At 45.3% G+C, this 24,113-nt stretch carries 26 protein-coding genes; 2 read left to right on the forward strand and 24 right to left on the reverse strand.

The window, feature by feature from the left end:
* Nucleotides 1-1,395 (forward strand): MucBP domain-containing protein (locus STRDD12_RS03625; protein WP_231853441.1); only part of this gene is annotated, 1,395 nt, incomplete at its 5' end.
* Nucleotides 1,396-1,462: 67 nt separating this feature from the next.
* Here STRDD12_RS03625 and gloA2 read toward each other — a convergent pair.
* The 13 genes from gloA2 to STRDD12_RS03690 all read right to left on the reverse strand — a co-directional run bounded on the left by gloA2 (nt 1,463) and on the right by STRDD12_RS03690 (nt 10,611).
* Nucleotides 1,463-1,864, reverse strand: a complete 402-nt coding sequence (gene gloA2 / locus STRDD12_RS03630; RefSeq protein WP_066915237.1) for an SMU1112c/YaeR family gloxylase I-like metalloprotein — start codon at nt 1,862-1,864, stop codon at nt 1,463-1,465.
* Between the two features lie 3 nt (nt 1,865-1,867).
* Entirely contained in the window at nt 1,868-2,182 is a 315-nt protein-coding gene (gene hisE, locus STRDD12_RS08340) for a phosphoribosyl-ATP diphosphatase (protein WP_066915239.1), read from the reverse strand.
* A gap of 12 nt (nt 2,183-2,194) precedes the next feature.
* Nucleotides 2,195-2,533 carry a phosphoribosyl-AMP cyclohydrolase gene (gene hisI / locus STRDD12_RS08345; RefSeq protein ID WP_066915241.1) on the reverse strand — a complete coding sequence of 113 codons (339 nt, stop codon included), beginning with the start codon at nt 2,531-2,533 and terminating at the stop codon, nt 2,195-2,197.
* The gene (hisF, locus tag STRDD12_RS03645) at nt 2,530-3,273 is read right to left on the reverse strand and encodes an imidazole glycerol phosphate synthase subunit HisF (RefSeq protein ID WP_066915244.1); all 744 of its coding nucleotides are present in this window, start codon (nt 3,271-3,273) and stop codon (nt 2,530-2,532) included. The genes hisI and hisF overlap by 4 nt, the downstream gene beginning before the upstream one ends.
* A 6-nt stretch (nt 3,274-3,279) precedes the next feature.
* Nucleotides 3,280-4,008 carry a 1-(5-phosphoribosyl)-5-[(5-phosphoribosylamino)methylideneamino]imidazole-4-carboxamide isomerase gene (hisA, locus tag STRDD12_RS03650; RefSeq protein WP_066915246.1) on the reverse strand — a complete coding sequence of 243 codons (729 nt, stop codon included), beginning with the start codon at nt 4,006-4,008 and terminating at the stop codon, nt 3,280-3,282.
* A gap of 204 nt (nt 4,009-4,212) precedes the next feature.
* The gene (gene hisH / locus STRDD12_RS03655) at nt 4,213-4,833 is read right to left on the reverse strand and encodes an imidazole glycerol phosphate synthase subunit HisH (RefSeq protein WP_066915248.1); all 621 of its coding nucleotides are present in this window, start codon (nt 4,831-4,833) and stop codon (nt 4,213-4,215) included.
* Nucleotides 4,830-5,414, reverse strand: coding sequence for an imidazoleglycerol-phosphate dehydratase HisB (hisB, locus tag STRDD12_RS03660; protein ID WP_066915250.1), 585 nt, complete (start codon nt 5,412-5,414; stop codon nt 4,830-4,832). Before hisB ends, hisH begins: the two co-directional genes overlap by 4 nt.
* Nucleotides 5,411-6,061 (reverse strand): phosphoserine phosphatase SerB, encoded by a 651-nt coding sequence (serB, locus tag STRDD12_RS03665; protein WP_066915252.1) that lies wholly within the window; start codon nt 6,059-6,061, stop codon nt 5,411-5,413. The genes hisB and serB overlap by 4 nt, the downstream gene beginning before the upstream one ends.
* The gene (hisD, locus tag STRDD12_RS03670) at nt 6,048-7,331 is read right to left on the reverse strand and encodes a histidinol dehydrogenase (RefSeq protein ID WP_066915254.1); all 1,284 of its coding nucleotides are present in this window, start codon (nt 7,329-7,331) and stop codon (nt 6,048-6,050) included. The genes serB and hisD overlap by 14 nt, the downstream gene beginning before the upstream one ends.
* Nucleotides 7,328-7,975: an ATP phosphoribosyltransferase gene (gene hisG / locus STRDD12_RS03675; protein ID WP_066915256.1), complete on the reverse strand. Its 648-nt coding sequence runs from the start codon at nt 7,973-7,975 to the stop codon at nt 7,328-7,330. The genes hisD and hisG overlap by 4 nt, the downstream gene beginning before the upstream one ends.
* Nucleotides 7,972-8,946 (reverse strand): ATP phosphoribosyltransferase regulatory subunit, encoded by a 975-nt coding sequence (locus STRDD12_RS03680; protein ID WP_066915258.1) that lies wholly within the window; start codon nt 8,944-8,946, stop codon nt 7,972-7,974. The genes hisG and STRDD12_RS03680 overlap by 4 nt, the downstream gene beginning before the upstream one ends.
* Nucleotides 8,943-9,998 carry a histidinol-phosphate transaminase gene (hisC, locus tag STRDD12_RS03685; protein WP_066915260.1) on the reverse strand — a complete coding sequence of 352 codons (1,056 nt, stop codon included), beginning with the start codon at nt 9,996-9,998 and terminating at the stop codon, nt 8,943-8,945. Before hisC ends, STRDD12_RS03680 begins: the two co-directional genes overlap by 4 nt.
* A gap of 361 nt (nt 9,999-10,359) precedes the next feature.
* Complete coding sequence (locus STRDD12_RS03690) at nt 10,360-10,611, reverse strand: PspC domain-containing protein (protein ID WP_066915262.1); 252 nt, start codon at nt 10,609-10,611, stop codon at nt 10,360-10,362.
* A gap of 932 nt (nt 10,612-11,543) precedes the next feature.
* On the opposite strand from STRDD12_RS03690, the gene STRDD12_RS03695 reads away from it, so the two are divergent.
* Nucleotides 11,544-13,649, forward strand: coding sequence for an ATP-dependent Clp protease ATP-binding subunit (locus STRDD12_RS03695; RefSeq protein ID WP_066915264.1), 2,106 nt, complete (start codon nt 11,544-11,546; stop codon nt 13,647-13,649).
* 319 nt (nt 13,650-13,968) lie between these two features.
* Here STRDD12_RS03695 and ilvD read toward each other — a convergent pair whose 3' ends face one another.
* From ilvD to STRDD12_RS03750, 11 genes are all read right to left on the reverse strand, one after another.
* Nucleotides 13,969-15,678: a dihydroxy-acid dehydratase gene (gene ilvD, locus STRDD12_RS03700; protein WP_066915266.1), complete on the reverse strand. Its 1,710-nt coding sequence runs from the start codon at nt 15,676-15,678 to the stop codon at nt 13,969-13,971.
* Between the two features lie 81 nt (nt 15,679-15,759).
* Nucleotides 15,760-16,308 carry a tRNA (cytidine(34)-2'-O)-methyltransferase gene (locus STRDD12_RS03705; protein WP_066915268.1) on the reverse strand — a complete coding sequence of 183 codons (549 nt, stop codon included), beginning with the start codon at nt 16,306-16,308 and terminating at the stop codon, nt 15,760-15,762.
* Nucleotides 16,309-16,595: 287 nt separating this feature from the next.
* Entirely contained in the window at nt 16,596-17,504 is a 909-nt protein-coding gene (locus tag STRDD12_RS03710; protein WP_066915270.1) for a type II restriction endonuclease, read from the reverse strand.
* A gap of 122 nt (nt 17,505-17,626) precedes the next feature.
* Nucleotides 17,627-18,118, reverse strand: coding sequence for a hypothetical protein (locus tag STRDD12_RS03715; RefSeq protein ID WP_231853442.1), 492 nt, complete (start codon nt 18,116-18,118; stop codon nt 17,627-17,629).
* Nucleotides 18,115-18,912 (reverse strand): DNA-methyltransferase, encoded by a 798-nt coding sequence (locus STRDD12_RS03720; protein WP_066915272.1) that lies wholly within the window; start codon nt 18,910-18,912, stop codon nt 18,115-18,117. The genes STRDD12_RS03715 and STRDD12_RS03720 overlap by 4 nt, the downstream gene beginning before the upstream one ends.
* Nucleotides 18,902-19,756 (reverse strand): DNA adenine methylase, encoded by an 855-nt coding sequence (locus STRDD12_RS03725; protein ID WP_066915274.1) that lies wholly within the window; start codon nt 19,754-19,756, stop codon nt 18,902-18,904. The genes STRDD12_RS03720 and STRDD12_RS03725 overlap by 11 nt, the downstream gene beginning before the upstream one ends.
* A gap of 157 nt (nt 19,757-19,913) precedes the next feature.
* Nucleotides 19,914-20,573, reverse strand: coding sequence for a CBS domain-containing protein (locus STRDD12_RS03730; protein WP_066915276.1), 660 nt, complete (start codon nt 20,571-20,573; stop codon nt 19,914-19,916).
* A 185-nt stretch (nt 20,574-20,758) separates the two neighbouring features.
* Nucleotides 20,759-21,469 (reverse strand): ABC transporter ATP-binding protein, encoded by a 711-nt coding sequence (locus tag STRDD12_RS03735; RefSeq protein ID WP_066915278.1) that lies wholly within the window; start codon nt 21,467-21,469, stop codon nt 20,759-20,761.
* On the reverse strand, nt 21,469-22,233 hold the full coding sequence (locus tag STRDD12_RS03740; RefSeq protein WP_066915280.1) for an ABC transporter ATP-binding protein: 765 nt from the start codon (nt 22,231-22,233) through the stop codon (nt 21,469-21,471). Before STRDD12_RS03740 ends, STRDD12_RS03735 begins: the two co-directional genes overlap by 1 nt.
* A complete protein-coding gene (locus STRDD12_RS03745) occupies nt 22,220-23,197 on the reverse strand; it encodes a branched-chain amino acid ABC transporter permease (RefSeq protein ID WP_066915282.1) in 978 nt (325 codons plus the stop codon). The genes STRDD12_RS03740 and STRDD12_RS03745 overlap by 14 nt, the downstream gene beginning before the upstream one ends.
* A gap of 3 nt (nt 23,198-23,200) precedes the next feature.
* A complete protein-coding gene (locus STRDD12_RS03750; protein WP_066915284.1) occupies nt 23,201-24,085 on the reverse strand; it encodes a branched-chain amino acid ABC transporter permease in 885 nt (294 codons plus the stop codon).
* Nucleotides 24,086-24,113: the final 28 nt, after the last annotated feature.

A 24,113-nucleotide genomic window follows, 5' to 3' on the forward strand; every position in this document is an offset into this window, starting at 1 on the left:
AAAGCCTTGTGGTCTCGATTCGGGTTAGCGCTCTTTGCTTTGCTTCTCTCGCTAACCCTTTCCTCACGAGTGGCGGCGGCCGACTGGTCAGGCCTAGCCACTGCTACTAAGAGTGGGCCCAACATGGCCTATGTCGACTACGACAGCCTAGATAGTGCGGAAAAAGCCCAGGTCCGCCAACTGGACGCCAATGAAGCCGTCAAGTCCAACTGGCGCTACAAGCTGGTCTATGCCAAGGACCAGACACCGGAGTCATCACCTTCGTCAAATGCTAGCACGCCGTCAGCGACGGGAGCCTCTAGCGCTACTTCACCCTCTAAGCCCCAAGAGGGCTTCCTGCCAGAAACAGGTGAAAAAACGATTGCTGGCTTGTCTCTGATTGGGCTCGTCTGCATCGGGGGCGCCCTCTTTCTCGTCTTCCGCAGAAAGACCACCAGCGCCAAGGGCTTGCTTCTTGTCCTCGCAGCGACAGGTGCTCTGGGTCTGGGGACTAGCGTGGCCAAGGCCTACTCAGGCACCGTGCTCAAGGAAGCAGAGTTGGTGGCCACAGACACCGTCATCACACCACCTGCCATCGCGGGTTACCACTATGTCGGCGCCCTTTCTATCCCGTCAGGAACTGTCATTGCCCACTATGTGGACACCGAAGGAAATACCATCGCAGATAGTGTGACCGTGGCTGACGAAGCAGATGTCGACACTGACTACACCACCGAGCAAAAGACCATCGAAGGCTACCAGTTCAAAGAGATGGCTACAGGCTCAGCCGCAACGACCGGCAAGGTCATCGACGGCACCCAGACAGTGACCTATGTTTATGAGAAAGTGGGGACCTATCGCCTTAATTTGGCGCTTACTATTGACCAGATTATCCCTAATAATGGCTTCTCTTTAGCCCATCCAGACAACCTATATGGCGATATTTATTTTCGTATCCTTGGAGCTCCAGTAGTCACTTATAAGGGGCAGGTCTTAACACCAACCATCACCGCAGATAAAGCAATCCCTAGTTTATTCCCGGCAGGTAGCACTTATAGGATGCCTGATGACTATATAGACTATTATAAGTACAGCTACAGCTACACGGTGTTCGAGTCCCAAGGACCTATCGGAAGTCCGATTACCTATTCGGGGGAAACTGCTGAAAGCATTGAGCAAAATCTGATTATCCACTGGAATGGCGTGGATTACACACCAACGGCATTTGCTGAAATGATTCGGGTACACCTTAAGGCAGCAGGGATTTTAATCGATGCTGATAATTTGACTTCTGGTATCAAAATAACTGGGGAAGGCGTTCCAAGTGGAGATATCACAAGCAATCAAGTTTACACTCCCCTTAGAGAAGAAAATGTTAACATGTCCATTAGTACAGGTGTCTGGAACAATATGTAACTAAAAACACGCCCCATGACTAGCGAAAACAAACCGCCTGAGACCAAGTCTCAGACGGTTTTTCTTTTTATTCGTGTAATTCTAGGGGGAGGCCGTCAGGGTCAAAGAAAAAGGTCATCTTTTCCCCGGTAAAGCTATCATAGCGGATGGGCTCCACCCGCACTCCCTGACCTAGGAGTTCCTCTCGACTGGCTTCAATATCTGCAGTGGTAAAAGCTAGGTGCCTCAAGCCTGCAGCCTCGGGATAGGAGGGCCTTTCTGGGGGAATTGGCGCCCCATCCACCTCAGTATCTGGGCCAAAGATTTCTAGGCGAATGTCGCCTGACACCAAGTCCAACTTGATATCCCCACGGTCTGGCCGGCGATGTTCAGCCAGCACGTCAAAGCCTAGGATATTGACATAAAAATCACGACTTTTAGCATAGTCCCGCACTAAAATCGCCACATGATTAATGGTTTCTAAACGCATAACTTAGTAGTCTGTGATTTCAGGCCGGTCATGAATGCGAGAGGCTTTTCCCTGACGGGCATCTAAAACAGCTTGGACATCGCTAGGTGAGACCCCCGTATCTGCCAGCATGACAGCCAAATGGTAGAGGAGGTCAGCCGTTTCATTGGCAATCTCTTCTTTGTCTGCATTTTTAGCAGCCACAACAACTTCTGTCGCCTCTTCGCCGACCTTTTTGAGGATTTTATCCAAGCCCTTCTTGTAAAGGTAATTAGTGTAAGAACCTTCTTTGGGGTTGGCTTTGCGATCGAGCGCCTCTTGATACAATGATTCTAACATAGGGTCTTCTTTCTATTGCTTGTCATCCCCTAAGGGGATAGTTGTGAAAAAGCAGGAATGGGCACCTGTATGACAGGCCGCTCCCTCCTGAACAACACTGGCCAACAAGGTATCTTGGTCACAGTCGATTTTTAAGCTCTTGACATGTTGGTAATGGCCACTGGTAGCCCCCTTGTGCCAGAGCTCTTTGCGGCTACGACTCCAGTAAACCATCTGACCAAGCGCCAAGGTTTTTTCAAAGGCCTCTTGATTCATATAGGCCAACATGAGCACTTCCTTGGTCTCATGGTCCGTAACAATAACAGGCACTAGCCCACCTTGCTTTGCAAAATCAATCTCTACCGAACTCATAGCCGTACCTCCAACTCGTGGGCTGCCAGAGCTGTTTTAACATCAGAAATTTTGACCTCGCCATAGTGGAAAATGGAGGCAGCAAGGGCGCCCGTTGCAGAGGTTTTTTCAAACACTTCAACCATGTCAGGCACATTGCCTGCACCACCTGAAGCAATGAGAGGAACATCGACAACATCGGCCACGGCATTGAGCATTTCTAGGTCAAATCCTGATTTGGTCCCGTCTTTGTCCATAGAAGTGAGGAGAATCTCACCTGCTCCCAGACTGACGGCTTCTTTGGCCCAAGTCAAAAGGTCGCGACCAGTATCCTTACGGCCACCTGCCACATAGACATGCCAGTTGCCATCAGCTTGGCGCTTAGCGTCAATGGCCACAACCACACACTGATTGCCGAATTTTTCAGCGCAATCCTTGATGAGTTGGGGATTGGCTAAGGCCGAGGAATTGACAGCAACCTTGTCAGCCCCTGCTTTGAGCATCTGATTCATGTCGTCAACCGAGCGGATACCGCCACCTACTGTAAAAGGGATGAAGACTTGATCTGCCACGCGCCTTACCATATCAACGGTGGTCTGCCTCTGATCGCTCGTTGCGGTGATGTCAAGAAAAACCAATTCATCACACCCTGCCTCATAATAGGCACGCGCCGAATCAACAGGGTCACCCACATCCGTCAGGTTAACAAAATTAACCCCCTTGACCACACGACCATCCTTGACATCCAAGCAAGGAATAATCCGTTTTTAAGCATGTCCGCCTCCAAACTGCTGGAGCTCTTCCAGACTAATGTTCCCATTGTAATAAGCCTTGCCAACGATGGTACCTGCCACACCAATTTCCTGAAGCTTTTCCAGGTCGCTGAGTTGGGCAATGCCACCTGATGCAATGACCTTGGCAGTGGATAATGCCGCAACCAGCTGTTGGTAGTGCGCAAAATTAGGCCCCGTCAACGTCCCATCGCGGTCCACATCTGTATACACAAAGAGTTCTACGCCCATGCTTTCCATCTTTTTAGCCAGAGTGATGAAGTCCACATTGCTGGTCTCTAACCAACCTTCGGTAGCCACCATACCATTTTTAGCATCAATGCCGACCACGATTCGGTCCGCACCAAAGCGCTCTATGGCCGCCTGAACAAAGTCAGGGGCCTTGACGGCCATGGAACCGATGATGACACGGTCAATCCCAACCGCTAGATAGTCCGCAATCTGGTCCAAGGTGCGAATACCACCTCCGACCTCAATACCAAGCCCTGTTGCTGACTTAATCTCAGCAATCAAATCTCGATTAGTAGCTCGTCCATCCAAGGCTCCGTCGAGGTCTACCACATGGATAAAGGCAATGCCAGCAGCCTTAAAAATCTTAGCTTGCTCCATAACATCGGGATTAACCACTGTTTTTTGCGAAAAATCCCCCTTAAACAAACGGACAGCCTGCCCGTCCTTAATATCAATCGCAGGTAAAATTTGCATAATTAAGATGTGAGAGCGTTTAAAAAGTGGATAGATTTTAGAAGCTTGGCGAAAAATCCTGATTTTTCTGACAAGCTATCTAAATCCCGAACTTTTAGCGCGAACTCATTTCCTTTCTATCTATTGGTGAAGAAAATACGGTTTCTGAGACAGTTGACCTGTCTGTTTTAAAGAACGATTTTCCTCAACAGTCAGCCAGATTCTTTAGTCTTTGTCCTGGCCACATAAGCCGACAAAAGCTTGCAGGATGCCGAGACCTGTCTGCCCTGACTTTTCAGGATGAAACTGGCAACCAAAAACCTTGCCCTTAGAAATCATAGCCGGCACCGGTAAACTGTAAGTCGCCGTCGCATCCAAATAGGTCGTCTCTACGTCCGTATAGTAAGAATGGACAAAATAGACATCTTGCTTAGCTAACCCTTGAGTCAGAGCGGTTTCTTGTAGGACATGGAGGTCATTCCAGCCCATGTGTGGCACTGGAAAACCCGGCTGGGCGGGAATAGGGCGACAAACACCCGGAATAAGCCCCAGTCCTGCCGTTTGCCCATGTTCCAGACTGCTATCTAAGAGCAACTGCATGCCCAAACAAATCCCCAAAAGCGGTGTGCCTTGTGCAACGGCTGTTTTGATTGTTGCAACTAAACCACGGTCTTCTAAGATTGCCATAGCAGTTGGAAAGGCACCAACACCCGGCAAGATGAGCCCATCTGCCTGCGCAATTTTTTGTGGGTCCGCTGTCAACTCTGCTGAGACGCCGATTTCCCTCAAGGCCCGCAAAACGTTGGCTGTGTTTCCCGCATCGTAATCAATAACGACTATCATCATAGGCTCCCCTTGGTTGAGTTGACCCCATGAATCTCAGGATTTATGGTAATCGCTTCGCGAAGCGCACGCCCCGTGGCTTTAAAGAGACTCTCTGCCTTGTGATGGGTATTTTTGCCATGCAGAATTTTTAAATGTAGGTTCATGCGTAGGTTAAATGCCAAAGCAGTGAAAAATTCTTCGACAAGCTCCGTATCAAAATTACCCAATTTCGGATTGTCAAAAACGGCATCAAAAACCAAATAAGAGCGACCAGACAAGTCTAAACTCGCCATGCCCAAGGTTTCATCCATCGGCACAAAAGCCGTGCCATAGCGGTTAATCCCAGCCTTATCTCCCAAAGCCTCTAAGATAGCTTGACCCAAAACAATGCCGACATCTTCCACCGTGTGGTGGCTATCAACCCAAAGGTCACCTTCAGCCTTGACGACCAAGGACAGGCGCCCATGGCGAGCAAAGAGGGTCAGCATGTGGTCAAAAAAGCCAACACCCGTCTGGATATCCACCGGTTCTTGTTGATCTAAATTTAGCGCAAGTTGGATCTTGGTTTCAAACGTTTCACGTGATATTTCTGCTTGTCTCATAGATGTGTTACCTCGTCAATGATGGCTAGGGCCTGGTACAGGTCCGGTTCTGTGATTTGGTAGGGGGCTTGTTCTCGCACAATGGGTTTTGCACAAAAGGCAATGCCAATGCCTGCTGCCTGAATCATAGGCAGGTCGTTGGCTCCATCTCCCATAGCTACGGTCTGGCTCATGTCTAAGCCATTTTCTGCCGCCCAGGTCTTGAGTTGCTTGAGTTTGGTCTCTTTGGTGACAACCTCTCCAAGCGTTCGCCCAGTTAAGAGGCCATTAACAACTTCCAAACGGTTGGCCACAGCGTAGTCACAACCAGCTTCCGCAGCAAGACGGTCAACGGTCTCATGAAAGCCACCTGACACAAGACCAACCTTGTAGCCACGGTCATGCAGGGCAGTAACCAAAGCCTTGGCTCCCTGGGTAAAGTGCAATTCTTGATAAACCTCTTCAAAGATACGCTCTGGTAACCCTTTGAGCAAGGCGACGCGCTCTGCTAGGGCTTGGCGAAAATCCAATTCCCCCCGCATAGCCCGCTCGGTAATATCGGCTACTTGAGGACCAAGGCCCGCTTTTTCACCTAAAAGGTCGATAACCTCTTCTTGGATGAGGGTCGAATCCACATCCATGACCAAAAGTCCTTTAATTGCTGTCATTACGCACCTCGATGGCCTTGGCATGGGCCGCTAAACCTTCCGCATAGGCCAAGGTTGTAATGGCTTTTTCCGACCGATTGACCGCAGCCTGATCATACTGGGTATACTGGATACGCTTGACAAAATCATGCACACCCAAGGCTGATGAAAAGCGACTGGTACTGGTTGTCGGCAGGACATGGTTAGCCCCGGCATAATAATCCCCAATCGGCTCACTGGTAAAGTGTCCCAAAAAGACAGAACCCGCATTCTCTACATGGTCCAAATAATCATAGGCATCCTCCATGGCAATTTCCAAATGCTCAGGCGCCACAAGGTTCATCAAATCAAACATGGATGCCTTATCAGGCGCAATAATGATACGCCCGTTATTTTCAATGGATGGCCGCGCAATAGCTTCCCGAGGGAGTTGGCCAAGTTGGTGTTCAATCTCAGCCTCAACCGCATCAGCCAAGGCCTCAGAATCCGTCACCAAAATCGCCCGAGCACGCACGTCGTGTTCGGCTTGCGACAAGAGATCGGCTGCCACATAGCGGGCATTGGCACTGCTATCTGCAATAACGCCAATTTCAGAGGGCCCTGCAATCATGTCAATCCCGACTAAACCAAAGACCTGTTTTTTAGCCGTAGCCACGAAGATGTTTCCAGGTCCTGTAATCTTATCCACACGCGGAATAGAGGCTGTCCCATAGGCCAAGGCTGCAATCCCTTGCGCTCCACCGACCTGATAAATCTTATCCACACCTGCCAGGCGCGCAGCCACTAAAATCGCTGGCACATAGGTTTTCTGAGGCGGGGTAATCATAATGATTTCTTTGACCCCTGCGAGCTTAGCAGGGATGACATTCATGAGGACCGAAGAAGGGTAGGCAGCTGTACCTCCTGGCACATAAACCCCAACCCGTTCGATGGGACGAATCAATTGCCCACGGACAATCCCTGGCTCTGGCTGGTCTTCAAAACCTGTCTCCAACTGATGGCGGTGGTAACTCTCAATATTAGCCTTGGCTTCTTCTAAAGCTGTCAAGGCTTCTGCATCCACACGGTCAAATGCCTCTTGGATAGTGGCTTCGGATATGAGAAAATCATCGACCAAAATCTGGTCAAATTTTTCCGAATACTGCCGCAAGGCCTTGTCCCCATTGACACGGACATCCTCTAAAATCGCCCGTACCGTCTCGTCAACATTACGGTTCTCCTTGCTCAACTCGAGTTGTTCTTGATAAAGCAAGTCAGAAATTTCTTGGTTACTTCCAGTTAATCGTTTCATTGAAAAGGTACCTCCTCTGTGCCGACAACGGCCTTTATTTTTTCGATGAAAGGCATAATGTCTGCATTATTTTTCAGGGCAGCTTGGTTAACGATGAGCCGAGCCGAGATGCGACAAATATCTTCATACACTTTAAGCCCATTCGCTACCAAGGTATTGCCCGTTTCTACAATATCAACGATCGCATCAGCCAAGCCAATCACTGGGGCAATCTCAACCGAACCCTGTATGGAGATAATCTCCACATCTTCCCCTTTTTTATTGAAAAAGTCTCGGGCGACAGTTGGGTACTTGGTGGCAATCCGTTTGCGCTTATGGTCACCTGGGGCATAGTCATCTGTCGAAGCGACTGAAAATTTACAGCGCCCGAAGTTAAGGTCTAGCATCTCAAGATAGCCAGAAGGGTGCTCGATGAGGACATCCTTGCCCACAACACCGATATCAGCTACCCCGTGGCGAACATAGGTCGTCACATCCGGTGCTTTGACGAGTAAAAACCGAAAACGTTTATCTGGGCTTTCAAAAATCAGATTACGCCCTTTTTCTGCCATAAAAGACAAGTCAAAGCCAGCCTTTTCTAACAACTTCACCGTGTCTTTTTCAATACGGCCTTTGGTGAGGGCAATGGTTACTTGTTCAGTCATTGGGCACCTCCATTTTCCATGTGTGCATGTACCGCTTGGTAGACCAGGTCAATATCAATGGCCCAGCCCACTGCAGTGAGTTCGTGGGCGCCAAAACGTTCAAAGAGTTGGTCATACCGCCCCCCTGACACAAAGGCATCCGGCGCAGCATCGCCAAAGACCTTAAACATAACCCCCGTATAATAAGGCATGGTGGGAATCTGCCCCAAATCCACATTGGTGGTCCCTAAATCTTTGTCTAACTTGAGCAAGAGAAGCTCCAAATCTGACAGCGCCGACAAAACCTGCTGGTCCTGTACCAAATCTCGGGCCCGTTTCAGAACTGTCTGGCTCTCCCCAAAGAGATAAGGCAACTCTTGAAGGAAAGGCGAAAAGACACTGGGGTGTTCCTTTGTAAACATAGTCAATTGCGTGATATTTTTGTCCTTGATGGCCTGATAGAGATAGGCACTCTTTTCAGCATCCAACTGCAACTGGTCAAAAATCGTCTGTAAAACTCCCGCATGCGAAAACTCAAACCGATAAGCAGGCACTTGAGCAACTTCCAAGGCTTCCTTGGCAGATAAAATGGCTTCAGGCAGAGCTTTGTCTACCGGATAGCCAATGATTTCCACGCCGGCTTGCGTGTGCTCATTTTCTAAACCTCGCAGTTCTTCATTGTAGGTAAATACCTTACCGGAATAAGAAAACTTGATGGGGGTCTCAACTTGCGTAGAGGCAATCACGCGCCCAATCTGACTGGTGACGTCCGGCCGCAAGGCTAAAAGTTCCCCCTGTTGGTCAAACAAGTTGTAATGGTTTCGCTCAACCTGGTCGCTAAAGACCTCGAAATGTTCCAAAGTTGGGGTCTCTATACGGTGAAAACCGTCTGCCATAAGCAAATCACTGATTGACCGCTCCATCTGATAGGTCATGCGTGCCCGTTTGAACAATTTATCGTGCATGCCTGTTGGCAAAGTTGTTTTTTTCATGTGTTTAACTCCTCTAAAGTGCGAACGAGGGTCGCCATTTCCTCAGGCAAGCCAATGGAAATCCGTAAATAATCCGCTATGCGATCAATTTTGGGAAAGTATCGCACATAAATCTTGTTTGCTTGCAGATGTTCAAAAACCGCTTTGGCAGAAGCCCCCTTAGGCTTTACCAAGACAAAATTGGTCAAAGACGGCAGAACCTCATAGCCCAGTTGCCTCAAGTCCTGACTAAAGCCGTCACGTGTTTCTGCTATTTTTTGACAATTGTCGGCGTAATAGTCCCAAGACTGGACGGCTGCCGTGGCTAATCTTTCAGACAACATGTTGACATTGTAGGGATTGATACTATTTTTGACAGCAGTAATCACTTTCATCAGACGAGGGCCACAGACCCCATAGCCAACCCGCAAACCAGCCAAAGAAGCATCCTTTGAAAAGGTCCGTGTCACAAACAAATTGTCATATGTCTTAACCAGAGAAATCACCGATTGGCCACCAAAATTAATATAGGCCTCATCCACGATAACTACGATATCTGCATGTCGGGCCACAAAGGCTTCAATCTCTGTCCAATCCTTATAGCGGCCCGTTGGCGCATTGGGGTTGGTCAACACCACTCCCCCACAGGGCCTGTCCTCGTAAGCGGACAAATCCAGGCTAAAGTCCTCAGCCAAGGGGACCTCTTCATAAGGAATATGGTAAAGGTCCGCCCAAACCTTATAAAAGCCATAGGTCAAATCGGGAAAGAGCACAGGCGCCTCACTGTTAAAGAAAGCCTGAAAAGCCATCGAAAGGATATCATCTGACCCATTCCCAATGATGAAAGCTTCTGCCGGAAGCCCATGCACTTGCCCCAAGGCTTCTCGAAGTGGCGCTTGGTCTAGGCTAGAGTAGCGTTTGAGCTGATCCGCATCAAAGCTTGTTAAGGCTTGCATGACGGCAGCGCTCGGCCCATAAGCATTCTCATTGGTATTGAGCTTAATCATCTCTTTTTCATTAGGCTGTGCTCCAGCAACATATGGGGCAATTTGGCGTAAACCTTTGATTTCCATGGCTATTCCTTTCTAAAAGACAAAAAGCGCCCTCGCAAACGCAAGGACGCTAAAGACGTGGTGCCACCTTCCTTCGGACAGCAGTCACCTGCTGACCCTCAGCGAGTTAGCTCTTTTGGCTAACTCTACCCTCGTAACGGGAGGAACCGTCCTAGGCTAATAGGCTCAAACAAGAGCTTTTCGCTTAGGCGCTCAAGAAGGTGTCTTCTAAAGGCCAACGTCCTTTCACCGCATAGACGCTCTCTGTTTAGGGGCCTTTATTTCATTTCTCTCATCGCTTATTGTATTTTCTTTATTCTACAAGAAAATTCAGAAAATTGCAAGAGCTCACCTTAAAATTAATATTTTTTCAGTCATTTTCCTACTCTTCATCATCTATAACCTCAGCATCCTTCCGACGCCCACCATTTGAAGTGTATTTTGGTTTTTCATCTTCCTTATAAGGCAAACATAAGCCCAAGACAAGATAAATAATAATACCATAATGGCTAAAAATTATAAATAAAGCAATAATCAAACGTGCAATCGAAACATCCCAGCCAAACTTATCAGCTAAGCCAGCCACAACGCCAAAAAACCAGCGTCCTTTTCGCAAACGGTAATAGGGTCCCACTCTCTTTACCTTCCTTACTTTTTTTCTAGTATAGACTTTCTCTCACGAGCTGTCATCAGACTTAGGACTGAATTTTATTTAAGAGTAAGCACTGCACTAATAAGGCCTTTCTTCAGAAGCTGTCCTCTGGCCACTAAGGATAGCCACTTGGCTGTAAAATGCACCACTTTCGCCGAGAGCCTGCTGGAATCAGCGCCAACATAACATTTCCTACTGGGGCATTGACAGGAAGCTAGGGAAATAGAGCCACCCCCTAGTTCTCCCCTTTGCTTTAAGAATCCTACTGTCAGGCTGCAACCCCTGTGCACTAAAGGGAAGACTATCACCCTCGGCATTGGTCCAGCTTCTACTCCTGAGCTGTCATCACCAGCTGCAATGATGGTCAACGCCACCCCACTAGCTTGGGTTAGCCCAGGGGCTACTTGTTGAGATGAGGGCTGATTTTCTAATGCAAGCTCTGGTGCTTTTGCTTGACTAGAACGACTGACTTCCTGATAAGATGCGACACAACTAGACCTGTTGCTTGACCACTGACTTCTTGCTGGCCTTTTGGGCTCGCTTTGCCGAACAGCTTTTTTTGACAAGCCGCCCCCCATAAACTGACACATCAAGGGAAGCTGAAATTGATTGCATTGAGGCTTTCATGATTGCTTTCTCTCTCATTTTTTTACCCTTTATCTCTTAATCATCCCCATGCAAAACGAACAACTAAAACAAGATGATTTTACTTTTAACCGTAAAAAATTCAGGGTTTTCTATAAGTAAAAGCTCTATTTAGGACTTTCAAATAGCATTTTAAAAAAATTAACTTTTTCTAACTTTTCACTTGACGTTGTAATTTTTAGATGGTAGACTATAGTCAGAAAGCTTGATTAGAAGCTTTTAATAAAAACAACAACTTATTAATATTGAAATAAACGAGGTAACAACTTATGGCAAACAATTTTTATTCTAATGATCCTTTCGGTCGGATGGATGACATCTTCAACCAACTGATGGCCAATACGGGTGGCTACAACACAGAAAGCCGTCGCTATTTGGTTAACGGTCGTGAAATCACACCAGAAGAATTCGAAGTCTACCGTCAAACAGGCAAGCTTCCAGCTAGTGCTACAGCACAAAGCCAAGCACCACAAGCTGTCAAAGAAGATGGTATTTTAGCAAAACTAGGAACTAACCTGACTGAGGAAGCCCGCCAAGGCAACCTGGACCCCGTCATTGGACGCAATAAGGAAATCCAAGAAACTGCTGAAATTTTGGCGCGTCGTACTAAAAACAACCCTGTTTTAGTAGGTGATGCCGGGGTTGGTAAAACCGCTGTCGTTGAAGGTTTGGCACAAGCTATTGTCAATGGTGACGTCCCAGCAGCTGTCAAGGGCAAGGAAATCATTTCCATTGACATTTCCGGTCTTGAAGCAGGCACTCAGTACCGAGGCAGTTTCGAAGAAAATATCCAAAATTTGGTAAAAGAAGTCAAGGACGCTGGCAACATCATCCTCTTCTTTGATGAAATCCACCAAATCCTCGGCGCTGGAAGCACTGGGGATGGTCAGGGGTCTAAAGGCTTGGCAGATATCTTAAAACCTGCCCTTTCTCGGGGTGAGTTGACCGTCATCGGGGCAACCACCCAAGACGAATACCGTAACACCATTCTCAAAAACGCTGCTCTAGCCCGTCGCTTCAACGAAGTCAAGGTCAATGCACCATCTGCTAGCGATACTCTGGAAATTCTAAAAGGCATTCGTAGCCTCTACGAAGACCACCACAATATCGTCCTGCCTGATGAAGTGCTTAAAGCGGCTGTGGACTTGTCTGTTCAGTACATCCCACAACGGAGCTTGCCTGACAAGGCCATTGACTTGGTTGATATGACAGCTGCCCACTTGGCAGCACAACACCCAGTCACTGACATTGCCAGCATCGAAAACCAAATCGAAAAAGAAAAAGCAAAACAAGAGCAGGCGGCTGAAAAAGAGGACTACGAAAAAGCCCTCGAAGCCAAAGTTCGCATCCAAGAGCTCGAAGCCAAAATCGCTAACCACACCGAAAACCAAAAGGTGACAGCGACTGTTAATGATGTCGCTGAGTCCGTGGAACGTTTGACAGGTGTTCCTGTATCTAAGATGGGCGCTAGCGATATCGAACGCCTCAAAGAGCTCAACAGCCGGCTTAAAGGCAAGGTAATTGGTCAAGACGAAGCTGTCGAAGCTGTTGCTCGGGCCATCCGCCGTAACCGTGCCGGCTTTAGCGAAGGTAACCGCCCTATCGGCTCCTTCCTCTTTGTCGGACCTACTGGTGTTGGTAAGACAGAGTTGGCCAAACAACTTGCTTTGGATATGTTTGGCTCCAAGGATGCCATCATCCGTCTGGACATGTCTGAATACTCAGACCGCACAGCCGTTTCCAAATTGATTGGTACAACCGCTGGTTATGTCGGCTATGATGACAACAATAACACCCTGACCGAACGGGTCCGTCGTAATCCTTACTCTATCGTGCTCTTGGACGAGATTGAAAAGGCCGATCCTCAAGTCATCACCCTTCTTTTACAAGTTTTAGATGACGGTCACTTGACAGACGGTCAAGGAAACACCGTCAACTTTAAAAACACCGTCATCATCGCCACTTCAAACGCTGGCTTTGGTAACGAACACTTGACAGGGGACGAGGACAAGGACCAAGCCATCATGGACCGCATCAAACCTTACTTCCGCCCTGAATTCCTCAACCGCTTCAATGGCGTGATTGAATTCACACACTTGACCAAGGAAGACCTTAAGGAAATCGTTGAACTCATGCTCAATGAAGTCAACAAAACCTTGGCTAAAAAAGACATTCATTTGGAAGTGTCAGAAGATGCCAAGGCCTTCCTCATCGAAGAAGGTTATGATGAAACTATGGGAGCCCGCCCATTGCGTCGGGTTATCGAAGGTCAAATCCGCGACAAGGTAACCGACTTCTACTTGGACAACCCAGAAGTTAAGGAACTCTCTGCCGACATGGTAGATGGCACCCTAACCATCTCAGCTAAAGGCTAATTGTCTACAAGACCAAGTCTTTGAAAACTTCCCTTTGGCTCAACCTTCCCAAACGCTTGAAACAGAAATGTTTTAAGCGTTTTTTTCATACAAGAGAAGTCTTGCCTATAAAAACTGGGTTTATTCGCAGACTTGCACAGACTCAACCAATAAAATAAGTTTGTCTGCATTATGGAGCTAGTGGATACTCACAAGCTTTTGTCATGGAAAAATTGACTTAAAAATCTTGGTTTTGAAAGGCATTCCCCAGACTGGATTGGATTTTTAGACAGAAAAAAAGTGATTTGACTTATCTTCAAATCACTTTTTCATTACTTGCTTATGCTTTTCCTGTTTCTTCAGGTTTCCAAAAGTCTGTGACAGCTCCCTTAGAAGCAGATGATACGATGTGTGCATATTTACCAAGAACCCCACGGCTGTAAAGTGGTGGCAGGACCGTTTCAGCCTTACGTCTTTCCAGCTCTTCCTCGGAAACAGCCATTGTGATTTCTTTGGTATCTTGGTCTACGGTGACCATATCGCCAGTTCTCAGGTAAGCAATCGGTCCACCAACCTGTGCTTCAGGCGCAATGTGACCAACAACCAGACCATAAGTTCCACCAGAGAAACGACCATCTGTCAAGAGGGCAACCTTGTCCCCTTGTCCCTTACCAACAATGATAGAAGACAGAGACAGCATTTCCGGCATACCAGGACCACCCTTAGGCCCTACAAAGCGGACAACAACCACATCGCCATCCACCACTTCATCGGCCAGAACAGCTTCGATGGCATCTTCTTCAGAGTCAAATACCTTAGCTGGGCCGGTATGGTTACGAACCTTAACCCCAGAAACCTTGGCTACGGCGCCATCAGGGGCTAGGTTACCATGCAAGATGATGAGCGGACCATCGGCACGTTTTGGTTTGTCCAATGGCATGATGACTTTTTGACCTGGTGTCAAATCATCAAAGTCAGCCAAGTTTTCAGCAACGGTTTTACCTGTACAGGTAATCCGGTCACCATGCAAGAAGCCATTCGCTAAAAGGTAACGCATGACAGCTGGCACACCACCGACATTGTAAAGGTCTTGGAAGACATACTGACCAGATGGTTTCAAATCGGCCAAGTGAGGCACGCGCTCTTGGATGACGTTAAAGTCATCCAAACTGAGGTCAACATTTGCGGCATGGGCAATAGCCAACAAGTGCAGGGTTGCATTGGTAGACCCACCCAAGGCCATGGTTACAGTGATGGCATCTTCGAAGGCTTCACGGGTCATGATGTCAGATGGTTTAATCCCTAACTCAAGCATCTTAAGGACCGCACGACCAGCTTCCTCGATGTCCGCTTTTTTCTCAGGAGATTCAGCTGGATGTGATGAAGAACCTGGCAAGCTGATTCCGATAACTTCAAGGGCTGTTGCCATGGTATTAGCTGTATACATACCCCCACAACCACCAGGGCCAGGACAGGCATTACACTCAAGCTCTTTGACTTCTTCTGCGGTCATATCTCCGTGGTTCCAGTGACCCACCCCTTCAAAAACAGAGACCAAGTCAATGTCCTTACCGTCCAGATTTCCTGGTGCGATAGTTCCACCGTAAGCAAAGATAGCAGGGATATCCATGTTGGCAATGGCAATGGCAGAGCCAGGCATGTTCTTATCACAGCCACCGATAGCCACAAAGGCATCCACATTGTGTCCGCCCATAGCAGCTTCGATAGAGTCAGCGATGATGTCACGCGAGGTCAGTGAAAAACGCATCCCTGGTGTCCCCATGGCAATCCCATCAGCTACGGTAATGGTTCCATACTGAACAGGCCAACCGCCCCCTTGCTTGACACCTTCTTTAGCGATTTTTCCAAAGTCATGCAAGTGGATGTTACACGGCGTGTTTTCTGCCCAAGTTGAAATAACTCCGACAATTGGTGTTTCAAAGTCTTTGTCGGTCATTCCTGTTGCACGCAGCATGGCACGGTTAGGTGACTTAACCATGCTGTCGTAAATCTTAGAACGATGGCGGAGACTTTTCAGTTCTTCAGTCATAATGAGATTCTCCTTTGCTTTCACCCTTCATTTTACCATAAAAATAGCCTATCGTAAAAGGTTTTCCTAAAGTAGCCTGCCTTACTTAAGCTTATCGCCACTATACGTGTGCGTCTTTTCCAACTGCGGAAAATCTTGTTGACGCAGGGCTTCATAAATAACCATACATACTGTATTGGAGACATTAAGACTCCGTACGTGTGCATCATTCATGGGAATCCGCACGCACCAAGCTTCATGAGCCCGCATAAATGCTTCAGGGAGCCCCTTATCTTCACGCCCAAAGACAAAATAATGGTCTCCTTGACCCTGATAGGACACCTCTGCATAGGTTTTAGTGGCAAATTTAGTCACCAGATGAACCTGTCCTTCGACCTGCTCTAAAAACTCATCTAAACTATCATAGAATCGCACATCTAACTTATCCCAATAGTCCAGACCAGCCCGCTTCATTTTCTTATCATCAATCGGAAACCCCATTGGTCGAATGATGTGCAGGGGGCTGTTGGTTGCGGCACAAGTCCGCGCAATATTTCCTGTATTGGCAGGAATTTGCGGTTCAAAAAGAACGACATGGTTTTGCCCACTATCGCTTCGGTGATTCTGTTGGCTTAAGGCTTCAATATCCATCTCTTCATCCCTTTTCATGTCAAAAAAGAAAACCAGGTTGCTCGGAGTAAACTCAGCAAACAACCTGGTTGCATGTCACTCGTTAACTTAAATCATAACAGGTTTGAGTTAAATCAACGAATTTTCATTTACTATTCTACCACTTTCGCCACTCTTGTCAAGAAGAAATTGCAAAAAAACTAGGACAAAACGCCCAAGTCTATCACTCGCAGATGAATCATTGGGAATGAGGGTAAAACACAGTATTATTACATAACAGGGACAGAAATGTTGTAGCTTTTTCTATATTAGTTCTCTAATAATTCAGAAAGGTAGCCTTCTTTCAACATGTTCAAATTAAAAATATTTTGAATATGTCCAAATGCTTCAGATAGAGGCAGGTGCGCTGTTTTCCACCCTTGACCATCAGTCACCCAAACAAATTCAATAGCGTCATTTGATGTAGTAACAAATTGACTAAGTTCTGTAAATTCGCCAGCAACAGCTTTTAACTTGCTACCGCCTCCACCGTAGTAATTCGTTTCAATTAGCCAAACTTTATGTTTCTCTTTTGAGTACACAGCGACATCAAATCTTCTTTCGGACTTATCAACAGGAACGTCAATATTCCAATTCTCTTTAATGAATAGAGCAGTGGCTTGAGCTTTCCATTCCAATCCCAACTCATTTGCTAATTTAGCAACATGACGTTCTAAAATACCTTCCATAGTTGTTCCACTTCGATTTTTTCGGGCGTTGCTATCTAATCCTGCCTCTACACCATAAACATAGTCAACTAAAGAACGATTAGCCTTATTTTGCAAAAAATCAAGCAAACCCGACTGTTCTATAAAATCAAGGTAATCTTGTATTCGAGTACTATCGATTTTTTTAAAGCTAAGTTGTTCAAAATCCATATTATCATAATCATCGACTATGAGAATATCAAGAACCTTCTCTCTACTGGCTATTAAACTCGGAATTGCTCTCAGTAATTCTGGTTGCTTCGAGAATAAGTTTTGAGCTTCGTCACGAATATTTTCTTTGCCAATTAAATAATTGAGGGTATTTAATTCAAGTTCGTATTCCTTCGTCTTACTTTCCACTTTTTCCCAATTCACATAGTATTCTGGAGTACGATTAGTTACAGACAATGAAGTTAAAAATATATCTAATCTCTCTCTAGATGTCTTTATTGCATAATCATTTAAGTTCATTTCTTATTCTCCTCTAACGGCAACGGCAAACCTATAGCATCTAGTGGAATATAATTAAAATAATATTTACACCCAACACTAATGATATAATCTAAAACATCTTTATATCTTGGTTGTTTGAATCAAGCTTTATCCAATAAATAGCAATAGAAAACTTCTTTATTCAGAGGAGAGAAAAGTTTTTTGTACTGTTTCAACTTAAAGTCGCAAGTTTGCAATTTTTCATCCACACTTCCACCGTCACTTTGAGTTTTCTTTTCCACAATATAAACTGTATTTTTATTAATTACAAATATCGCCTCATCAGGTAATAGTTTAGCTGATACAATTTTTGTATAATCATAGCCATCAATTTCGTCAAAATAACGATAAAGCCCTTCCTTTTGGAAAATTTGTCCAACTTCCTCATCTAAAAAACTAATTCTCCAACGAAGAGGTTTTGTTCTGAGTTTAGTACCTTTAACAATTTCGCCAGTTTTTCTCCTTATTGTATTGTAATCAATGTTTTCAATACGGTATCCTGACTGCTTACCTAAAAATGTCGGGAAATCTGTTTTTAATTCAAATTCCAAACCTGTTTTAGTATTTGCCCCACCAACACTACCTTTAATCATGCTTCTTTCTCCAGTCTTGTCTTTGCAATCTCCAAATATTCTTTTTCAGCATCAATGCCAATAAATCTGCGCTTAAATCTTTTTGCTACAACTCCTGTGGTACCACTGCCAACAAATGGGTCCAAAATATAATCATTTTCTCGAGTAGATGCTAATATAATTCGCTCCAAAAGATACTCTGGTTTTTGTGTTGGGTGTTTACCAGCCCACTTTTCAGACCGCTTGGTTAGCGACCCTGTCCACACGTCTTTCATTTGCTTGCCCTCGTTCAATTCTTTCATCAAGTCATAATTATAATAGTGGCGAGCTTTTTTTTCATCCTTCCTTGCCCATAAAATAGTTTCTGTTGAATGGGTAAAATAGCGGCAAGATAAATTAGGTGCTGGGTTAGTCTTCTGCCAAGTGATATTATTGAGAATTTTAAATCCTTCTTGTTCCAAAGCCATACCAACTGAATAGATATTGTGGAAACTTCCTGAGATCCAAATAGTTCCATTCGGTTTTAGAACCTGCTTAGCTAATTGAATCCACCTCCGATTAAACGCATGTTTTTCGTCTAAGGAGTCGACCTTATCCCAGTCTCCCTTGTTTACCGAAACAACTTTTCCTCCTGAATTGGAAATCCCTCCATTACTTAAAAAATAAGGTGGGTCTGCAAAAATCATATCCATACTTTCTGGTTTCATTTTCGATAGAAACTCAAATGTATCCGCATGAATAAGAATGGACTGGTCTTTATGATAGTATGGTTTGGTCATTAATACACCTCCATACTTGAATTCGTTATTTTTCATAATTTGTAACGATAATTTCTGAAATTTTCCCTCGACTGGTTGACTTTGCCCCATTTGTTCTAGTGGCTTCTACCGTATAAATTTGGAACTCTTTATAAAGCTCTCTAACAAGTGGGCTTGACGAATTAGATAGCATAACATATGCTCCTTTTTCATCTAACTTCTTAAAAGTGTCTCTAAGCCGAACTTGGTCTTCATAAGAAAAACCTTCATGCGTATATGATGTAAAAGCGCTTGTCTCAGACAAAGGTATATAGGGAGGATCAAAATAGACAAAATCACCAGTCTTAACCTTCTCAACTGCTGTTTCAAAATCGTTATTTAAAATTGTAATTGCATTATGATTTAAATAATCAGATATTGCTAAAATTAGTGGTTCATCAACAATTTTAGGATTCTTGTAACGTCCATAGGGAACGTTAAACTGATTTTTTGAATTAACACGATACAGGCCATTGAAATCAACTCTCAACATATACAAAATACGAGCGGCCCGTTCTGTATCTGACATTAAATTAAGACGACCATCTCTATCTGCCGAACGCAAGTCTAAATAATATTCCTTCGAGTTATTCACTTTATGACTAACTAATAATTCGATTAAACCAGAAGGGTTGTCTTTAATCTGCTGGTAGCAGTTAATTAATTCACCATTCAAATCATTTATATAAGCTATCTCCGGAGCTAAGTCAAAAAATAAAGCACCACCCCCGACAAATGGTTCAAAATAATTGTTATATTTTTCTGGCATAAGTGATTTGATCACCGACAGTAATTGACGTTTCCCACCTGTCCATTTCGTGAAAGGTTGTAAAGCCACTTGACTCTTTTTTAATGATTCCATGACACCATTATAGCATATAACAAACTGGCTTAGAAGAAGTGTTGTCCTTAAATACAAGTAACTTTACTAATACTTAGTACCATCCCCTCTCACCTCTCACAGGCCTATCTACGCTTAAGGTACACAAAAAAGAACCTGGCTACAGGTTCTTTTGGCCTTAAAAATCTGCTTTAGCTTGGGTAGTGGTAATCGCTTCTACTTCTAAGCCTTGCGCTGTGATAGCTTGTTGCAGAGTGGCATGGTCGCAGCTGCCTTCAACTTGGATTTCAATCGCTACCTTTCCAGATTTTCGGGTGCTAGCAACGATGCGCTTGATATTGAGTTCTTGAGCCACCAAGATATCCGTCACTTTTTCCAGAACACCGATGGAGTCATCACTCAAGAGCGAAATGCGAATCCCTGCTTGACCAAAGCCTGCAATCTCCAAGAAGGCCTTGAAAATATCTTTGTCGGTAATGATACCATAAACTTGGTCACCCTCAACAACTGGCAGGACACCAACATTATGCTGAATCATTTCATAGACAGCCTCTTCTAGTTCAGCATAAGGAGATACGGTGACAACATCACGAATCATGACATCACGAATTTTTGTTTTATTGAGCAAATAATTCATTTCATAAATTGAAAGACTAGATGCTTTAGAGGGGCTAGCCTCATTGATCGTATTTTCCGTCACAAGGCCGACCAATTTATCATTTTCAATCACTGGTAGGCGTCGCAAACTTTTTTCCCGCATGATATCCGTCGCGTGCGCCACCGTTGTATCTGGTGACACATAAACGACTTTCTTGGTCATGTAATCTTTTACAGCCATGCTTTTTCTCCTTTTTTCTTTATTATAACATTTTCCAACAGTTAAGGGGCTATTCTGTCGGGTGACAACGAGTGATGAGTCCCTCTTTTTCACAAAAAAAGTGAAACAGGCCTAAATGTCAACACCATTTAGTTGGCTGTTCCACTCTAGACAAAAATCATTCATCTGATTTAGCGTTAGAAAGATTAGCCACCCAAGTAAGCTTTACGGACTTCATCAGATGTCAATAGTTCTTGACCTGTACCAGACATGGTAATCTTACCTGTCTCCAAAACATAGGCCTGATCAGAGATGCTGAGGGCCTTGTTGGCGTTTTGCTCAATCAAGAGAACAGTTGTTCCTTGTTTTTGGATATCCTGAATGATGTCGAAAATTTCTTGGATAAAGATAGGGGCAAGTCCCATAGAAGGTTCATCCAAGAGAAGAAGTTTGGGTTGGCTCATCAGAGCGCGTCCCATGGCAAGCATCTGTTGCTCCCCGCCAGAAAGGGTCGCTGCATCTTGATTTTTACGTTCTTCCAAACGTGGAAAACGTGAAAAGATTTTCTTAAGGTTGGCTTGGTTTTGCTCCCGGTTGTTGTTGAGGAAGGCACCCATTTCAAGGTTTTCCATAACCGTCAGACCAGCAAAGACATGTCGTCCTTCTGGAACTTGTGACAAGCCATCTTTAACGATTTTTCGTGCAGGTAATTTTTGAATTTCTTGTCCTTCAAAACGAATAGTCCCTGAACTTGGGCGAACAAGACCAGAGATGGTCCGCAAGATACTGGTTTTACCAGCACCATTGGCTCCAATCAAAGAGACAACCTGTCCTTCTTCCACCTGGAAGCTAACGTCTTTGACCGCTTGGATGACGCCGTAATGGACGTCTAAGTTTGACACTTCTAACATAGCCATTAGGCTTCACCTCCTAGATAAGCTTCAATAACGCGTTTGTTGTTCCGGATTTCTTCAGGTGTGCCGTGGGCAATGAGACGGCCGTACTCAAGCACGTAGATACGCTCTGTGACTTCCATAACCAGGCTCATATCATGTTCAATCAACATGATGGTAATGTCAAACTCACGTTGAATTTGACGAATTAAGGCGGTTAATTCAGCCGTTTCTTGCGGGTTCATCCCAGCTGCTGGCTCATCCAAGAAGAGAATCTTAGGTTCAGTTGCCAAGGCACGCACGATTTCTAAACGGCGTTGTTGGCCATAAGGCAAGTTCTTCGCCAGGGTCTGAGCGTCCTTGTCCAAATCAAAGATAGCTAGCAATTTCAGAGCACGGTCATGTAACTCAACTTCGCTGTCATAGTAGCCAGGCCCACGCACCAAACTTTCAAAGAAATGATTGGAATGCTTATTGCTCATGCCAACCAAAACATTTTCGATAACGGTCATGTCCTTGAACAGACGGATATTTTGAAAGGTTCGCGAAAGTCCTAAAGAGGCAATCTTAGATGGTGTTTTGCCATTAAGCGTGGTGCCATCCAAAACAACGCTACCACTGGTAGGTTCATAAACACCTGTTAAAAGGTTAAAGAGTGTCGTTTTACCAGCACCATTAGGGCCAATCAAACCGACCAATTCCCCTTTATTGAGCTCAATAGTCACATCACCAACGGCGGTCAGACCACCAAACTCTTTTGTCAAATGTTGCACATCAAGAAGCGCCATTTTCTTTGCCCTCCTTTTGGTTAGTTTTATTAAAGAAACGAGAAAGATAGAATTCTTTGGTTCCTAAAAGTCCGCTTGGACGGAAAATCATGATAAGGATTAGGGCCAATGAATAGATAATCATCCGAATGTTGGACACGTCTTGCAAGAACATGTTGAGAACGCCCAAAACAATGGCTGCTAAAATGGTTCCGGTGATAGAACCCAGCCCTCCTAAAACGGCCACAATCAAGTAATCGATTGATTTCATGATGGTGAAATCTTTGGGAACAACGGTTCCAATGTAACCCACATAAAGGGAACCTGCTACAGCAGAAATCATGGCACCAACAACAAAAGTGATAACCTTCATCTTGGTAACATTAACCCCCATGGACTCGGCAGCAATTTCATCCTCACGAACTGAAATGATTTGACGTCCTGTTGCTGAACGCAAGAGGTTCAGCACTAAAATCGTAATCACGACAACAAAGAGAAAGACAACAGGCCAGGTTGTGTAAGGCAGAGTTCCTGTCAAACCTGCAGCACCGTTAGTGATGGTGCCACCATTGACGATAACAATCCGGATGATTTCAGCCATCCCCAAAGTTGCAATGGCGAGGTAGTCCCCTTTCAGACGCAAGGTTGGAATCCCGAAGACCAAGGCCAAAAGCGCTGCAATAGCCACACCGATTAGCATGGACAGGTAAAACCCATTATAGGTATTGAAGCCCTCGTACTGGGTCAAAATAGCTGTTGCATAAGCCCCGATGGCCATAAACCCAGCTTGTCCAAGGGTAAACTGTCCTGAAAAGCCAAGGACCAAGTTGGTTCCTAACCCCATCAAGATAGAAATCCCGATTCCCATCATGATTTGGATATAATACATGTCTAAGACACCAGCTGAAACCAAGCCTTGGATGATCAGATAGAGCACCACGAAGATGGCCAACCAGGCGACATTTACTTTTAGATTTTTTCTCATTGCCTACACCTTCTCTTTCACGTTTTTGCCCAAAAGCCCTGCAGGACGGACTAAAAGGATGATGATAAAGACGGCATAAACGACCAAGTCACGAAAACTTGACAGGTTCAAGGCATTTGCCAAGGTTTCCAAAATACCAATCAAGAAACCACCAATCGCTGCACCTGGAATCAAACCAATACCACCTAAAACGGCCGCCACAAAGGCTTTAATCCCTGGGGTCATTCCCATCAAAGGTTCTAAGGAATTGTAGTACAAACCAATCAAGACACCACCAGCACCAGCCAAGGCAGAACCTAAAGCAAAGGTGAAACTAATGGTTGAGTTGACATTAATCCCCATCAACTGTGCCGCATCACTATCAACAGAAACCGCACGCATGGCTTTCCCCATCTTTGTCTTTTGCACAATCAACTGCAAGGCAACCATCAAGAGCAAGGTCACCGCCAAAATCAGGACTTGGATATTACTTACCGTAAAGATACCAAGATTGTATTGTTGTGTCTTAATCACCTGTGGGAAAGAACGGGTGTTGGCACCGACCAAAAAGACCATCCCATATTCTAGGAAGAAGGAAACCCCAATGGCTGTAATCAAGACAGAAATCCGAGGCGAGTTTCGCAAAGGACGATAAGCCAAGTATTCAATCAGCATCCCCAAGCAAGCCGTCGCTGCCATTGTAATGACGAGTGCCAACCAAAAAGGCAAATGCCAAAAAGAGATAATGTAGTAACCGACAAAGGCCCCTACCATATAAATATCGCCGTGGGCGAAGTTAATCAATTTAATAATCCCATACACCATGGTGTAACCTAGGGCCAGAAGTGCATAGACACTTCCTAGGATAATCCCATTCACCAGCTGTTGGGGCAATTGTTGTAAAAACATAAGCTACCAAACTTTCTTTACATTCAGA

Source organism: Streptococcus sp. DD12 (assembly GCF_001578885.1).
In the GTDB taxonomy this organism is placed as follows: domain Bacteria; phylum Bacillota; class Bacilli; order Lactobacillales; family Streptococcaceae; genus Streptococcus.

Bases quoted from the DNA above. Each gene is read 5' to 3' on its own strand.
- gloA2 (WP_066915237.1), bottom strand. From the start codon at position 1,864: ATGCGTTTAGAAACCATTAATCATGTGGCGATTTTAGTGCGGGACTAT.
- hisE (WP_066915239.1), bottom strand. From the start codon at position 2,182: ATGTTAGAATCATTGTATCAAGAGGCGCTCGATCGCAAAGCCAACCCC.
- hisI (WP_066915241.1), bottom strand. From the start codon at position 2,533: ATGAGTTCGGTAGAGATTGATTTTGCAAAGCAAGGTGGGCTAGTGCCT.
- hisA (WP_066915246.1), bottom strand. From the start codon at position 4,008: ATGCAAATTTTACCTGCGATTGATATTAAGGACGGGCAGGCTGTCCGT.
- hisH (WP_066915248.1), bottom strand. From the start codon at position 4,833: ATGATGATAGTCGTTATTGATTACGATGCGGGAAACACAGCCAACGTT.
- hisB (WP_066915250.1), bottom strand. From the start codon at position 5,414: ATGAGACAAGCAGAAATATCACGTGAAACGTTTGAAACCAAGATCCAA.
- serB (WP_066915252.1), bottom strand. From the start codon at position 6,061: ATGACAGCAATTAAAGGACTTTTGGTCATGGATGTGGATTCGACCCTC.
- hisD (WP_066915254.1), bottom strand. From the start codon at position 7,331: ATGAAACGATTAACTGGAAGTAACCAAGAAATTTCTGACTTGCTTTAT.
- hisG (WP_066915256.1), bottom strand. From the start codon at position 7,975: ATGACTGAACAAGTAACCATTGCCCTCACCAAAGGCCGTATTGAAAAA.
- STRDD12_RS03680 (WP_066915258.1), bottom strand. From the start codon at position 8,946: ATGAAAAAAACAACTTTGCCAACAGGCATGCACGATAAATTGTTCAAA.
- hisC (WP_066915260.1), bottom strand. From the start codon at position 9,998: ATGGAAATCAAAGGTTTACGCCAAATTGCCCCATATGTTGCTGGAGCA.
- STRDD12_RS03695 (WP_066915264.1), top strand. From the start codon at position 11,544: ATGGCAAACAATTTTTATTCTAATGATCCTTTCGGTCGGATGGATGAC.
- ilvD (WP_066915266.1), bottom strand. From the start codon at position 15,678: ATGACTGAAGAACTGAAAAGTCTCCGCCATCGTTCTAAGATTTACGAC.
- STRDD12_RS03705 (WP_066915268.1), bottom strand. From the start codon at position 16,308: ATGGATATTGAAGCCTTAAGCCAACAGAATCACCGAAGCGATAGTGGG.
- STRDD12_RS03710 (WP_066915270.1), bottom strand. From the start codon at position 17,504: ATGAACTTAAATGATTATGCAATAAAGACATCTAGAGAGAGATTAGAT.
- STRDD12_RS03715 (WP_231853442.1), bottom strand. From the start codon at position 18,118: ATGATTAAAGGTAGTGTTGGTGGGGCAAATACTAAAACAGGTTTGGAA.
- STRDD12_RS03720 (WP_066915272.1), bottom strand. From the start codon at position 18,912: ATGAAAAATAACGAATTCAAGTATGGAGGTGTATTAATGACCAAACCA.
- STRDD12_RS03725 (WP_066915274.1), bottom strand. From the start codon at position 19,756: ATGGAATCATTAAAAAAGAGTCAAGTGGCTTTACAACCTTTCACGAAA.
- STRDD12_RS03730 (WP_066915276.1), bottom strand. From the start codon at position 20,573: ATGGCTGTAAAAGATTACATGACCAAGAAAGTCGTTTATGTGTCACCA.
- STRDD12_RS03735 (WP_066915278.1), bottom strand. From the start codon at position 21,469: ATGGCTATGTTAGAAGTGTCAAACTTAGACGTCCATTACGGCGTCATC.
- STRDD12_RS03740 (WP_066915280.1), bottom strand. From the start codon at position 22,233: ATGGCGCTTCTTGATGTGCAACATTTGACAAAAGAGTTTGGTGGTCTG.
- STRDD12_RS03745 (WP_066915282.1), bottom strand. From the start codon at position 23,197: ATGAGAAAAAATCTAAAAGTAAATGTCGCCTGGTTGGCCATCTTCGTG.
- STRDD12_RS03750 (WP_066915284.1), bottom strand. From the start codon at position 24,085: ATGTTTTTACAACAATTGCCCCAACAGCTGGTGAATGGGATTATCCTA.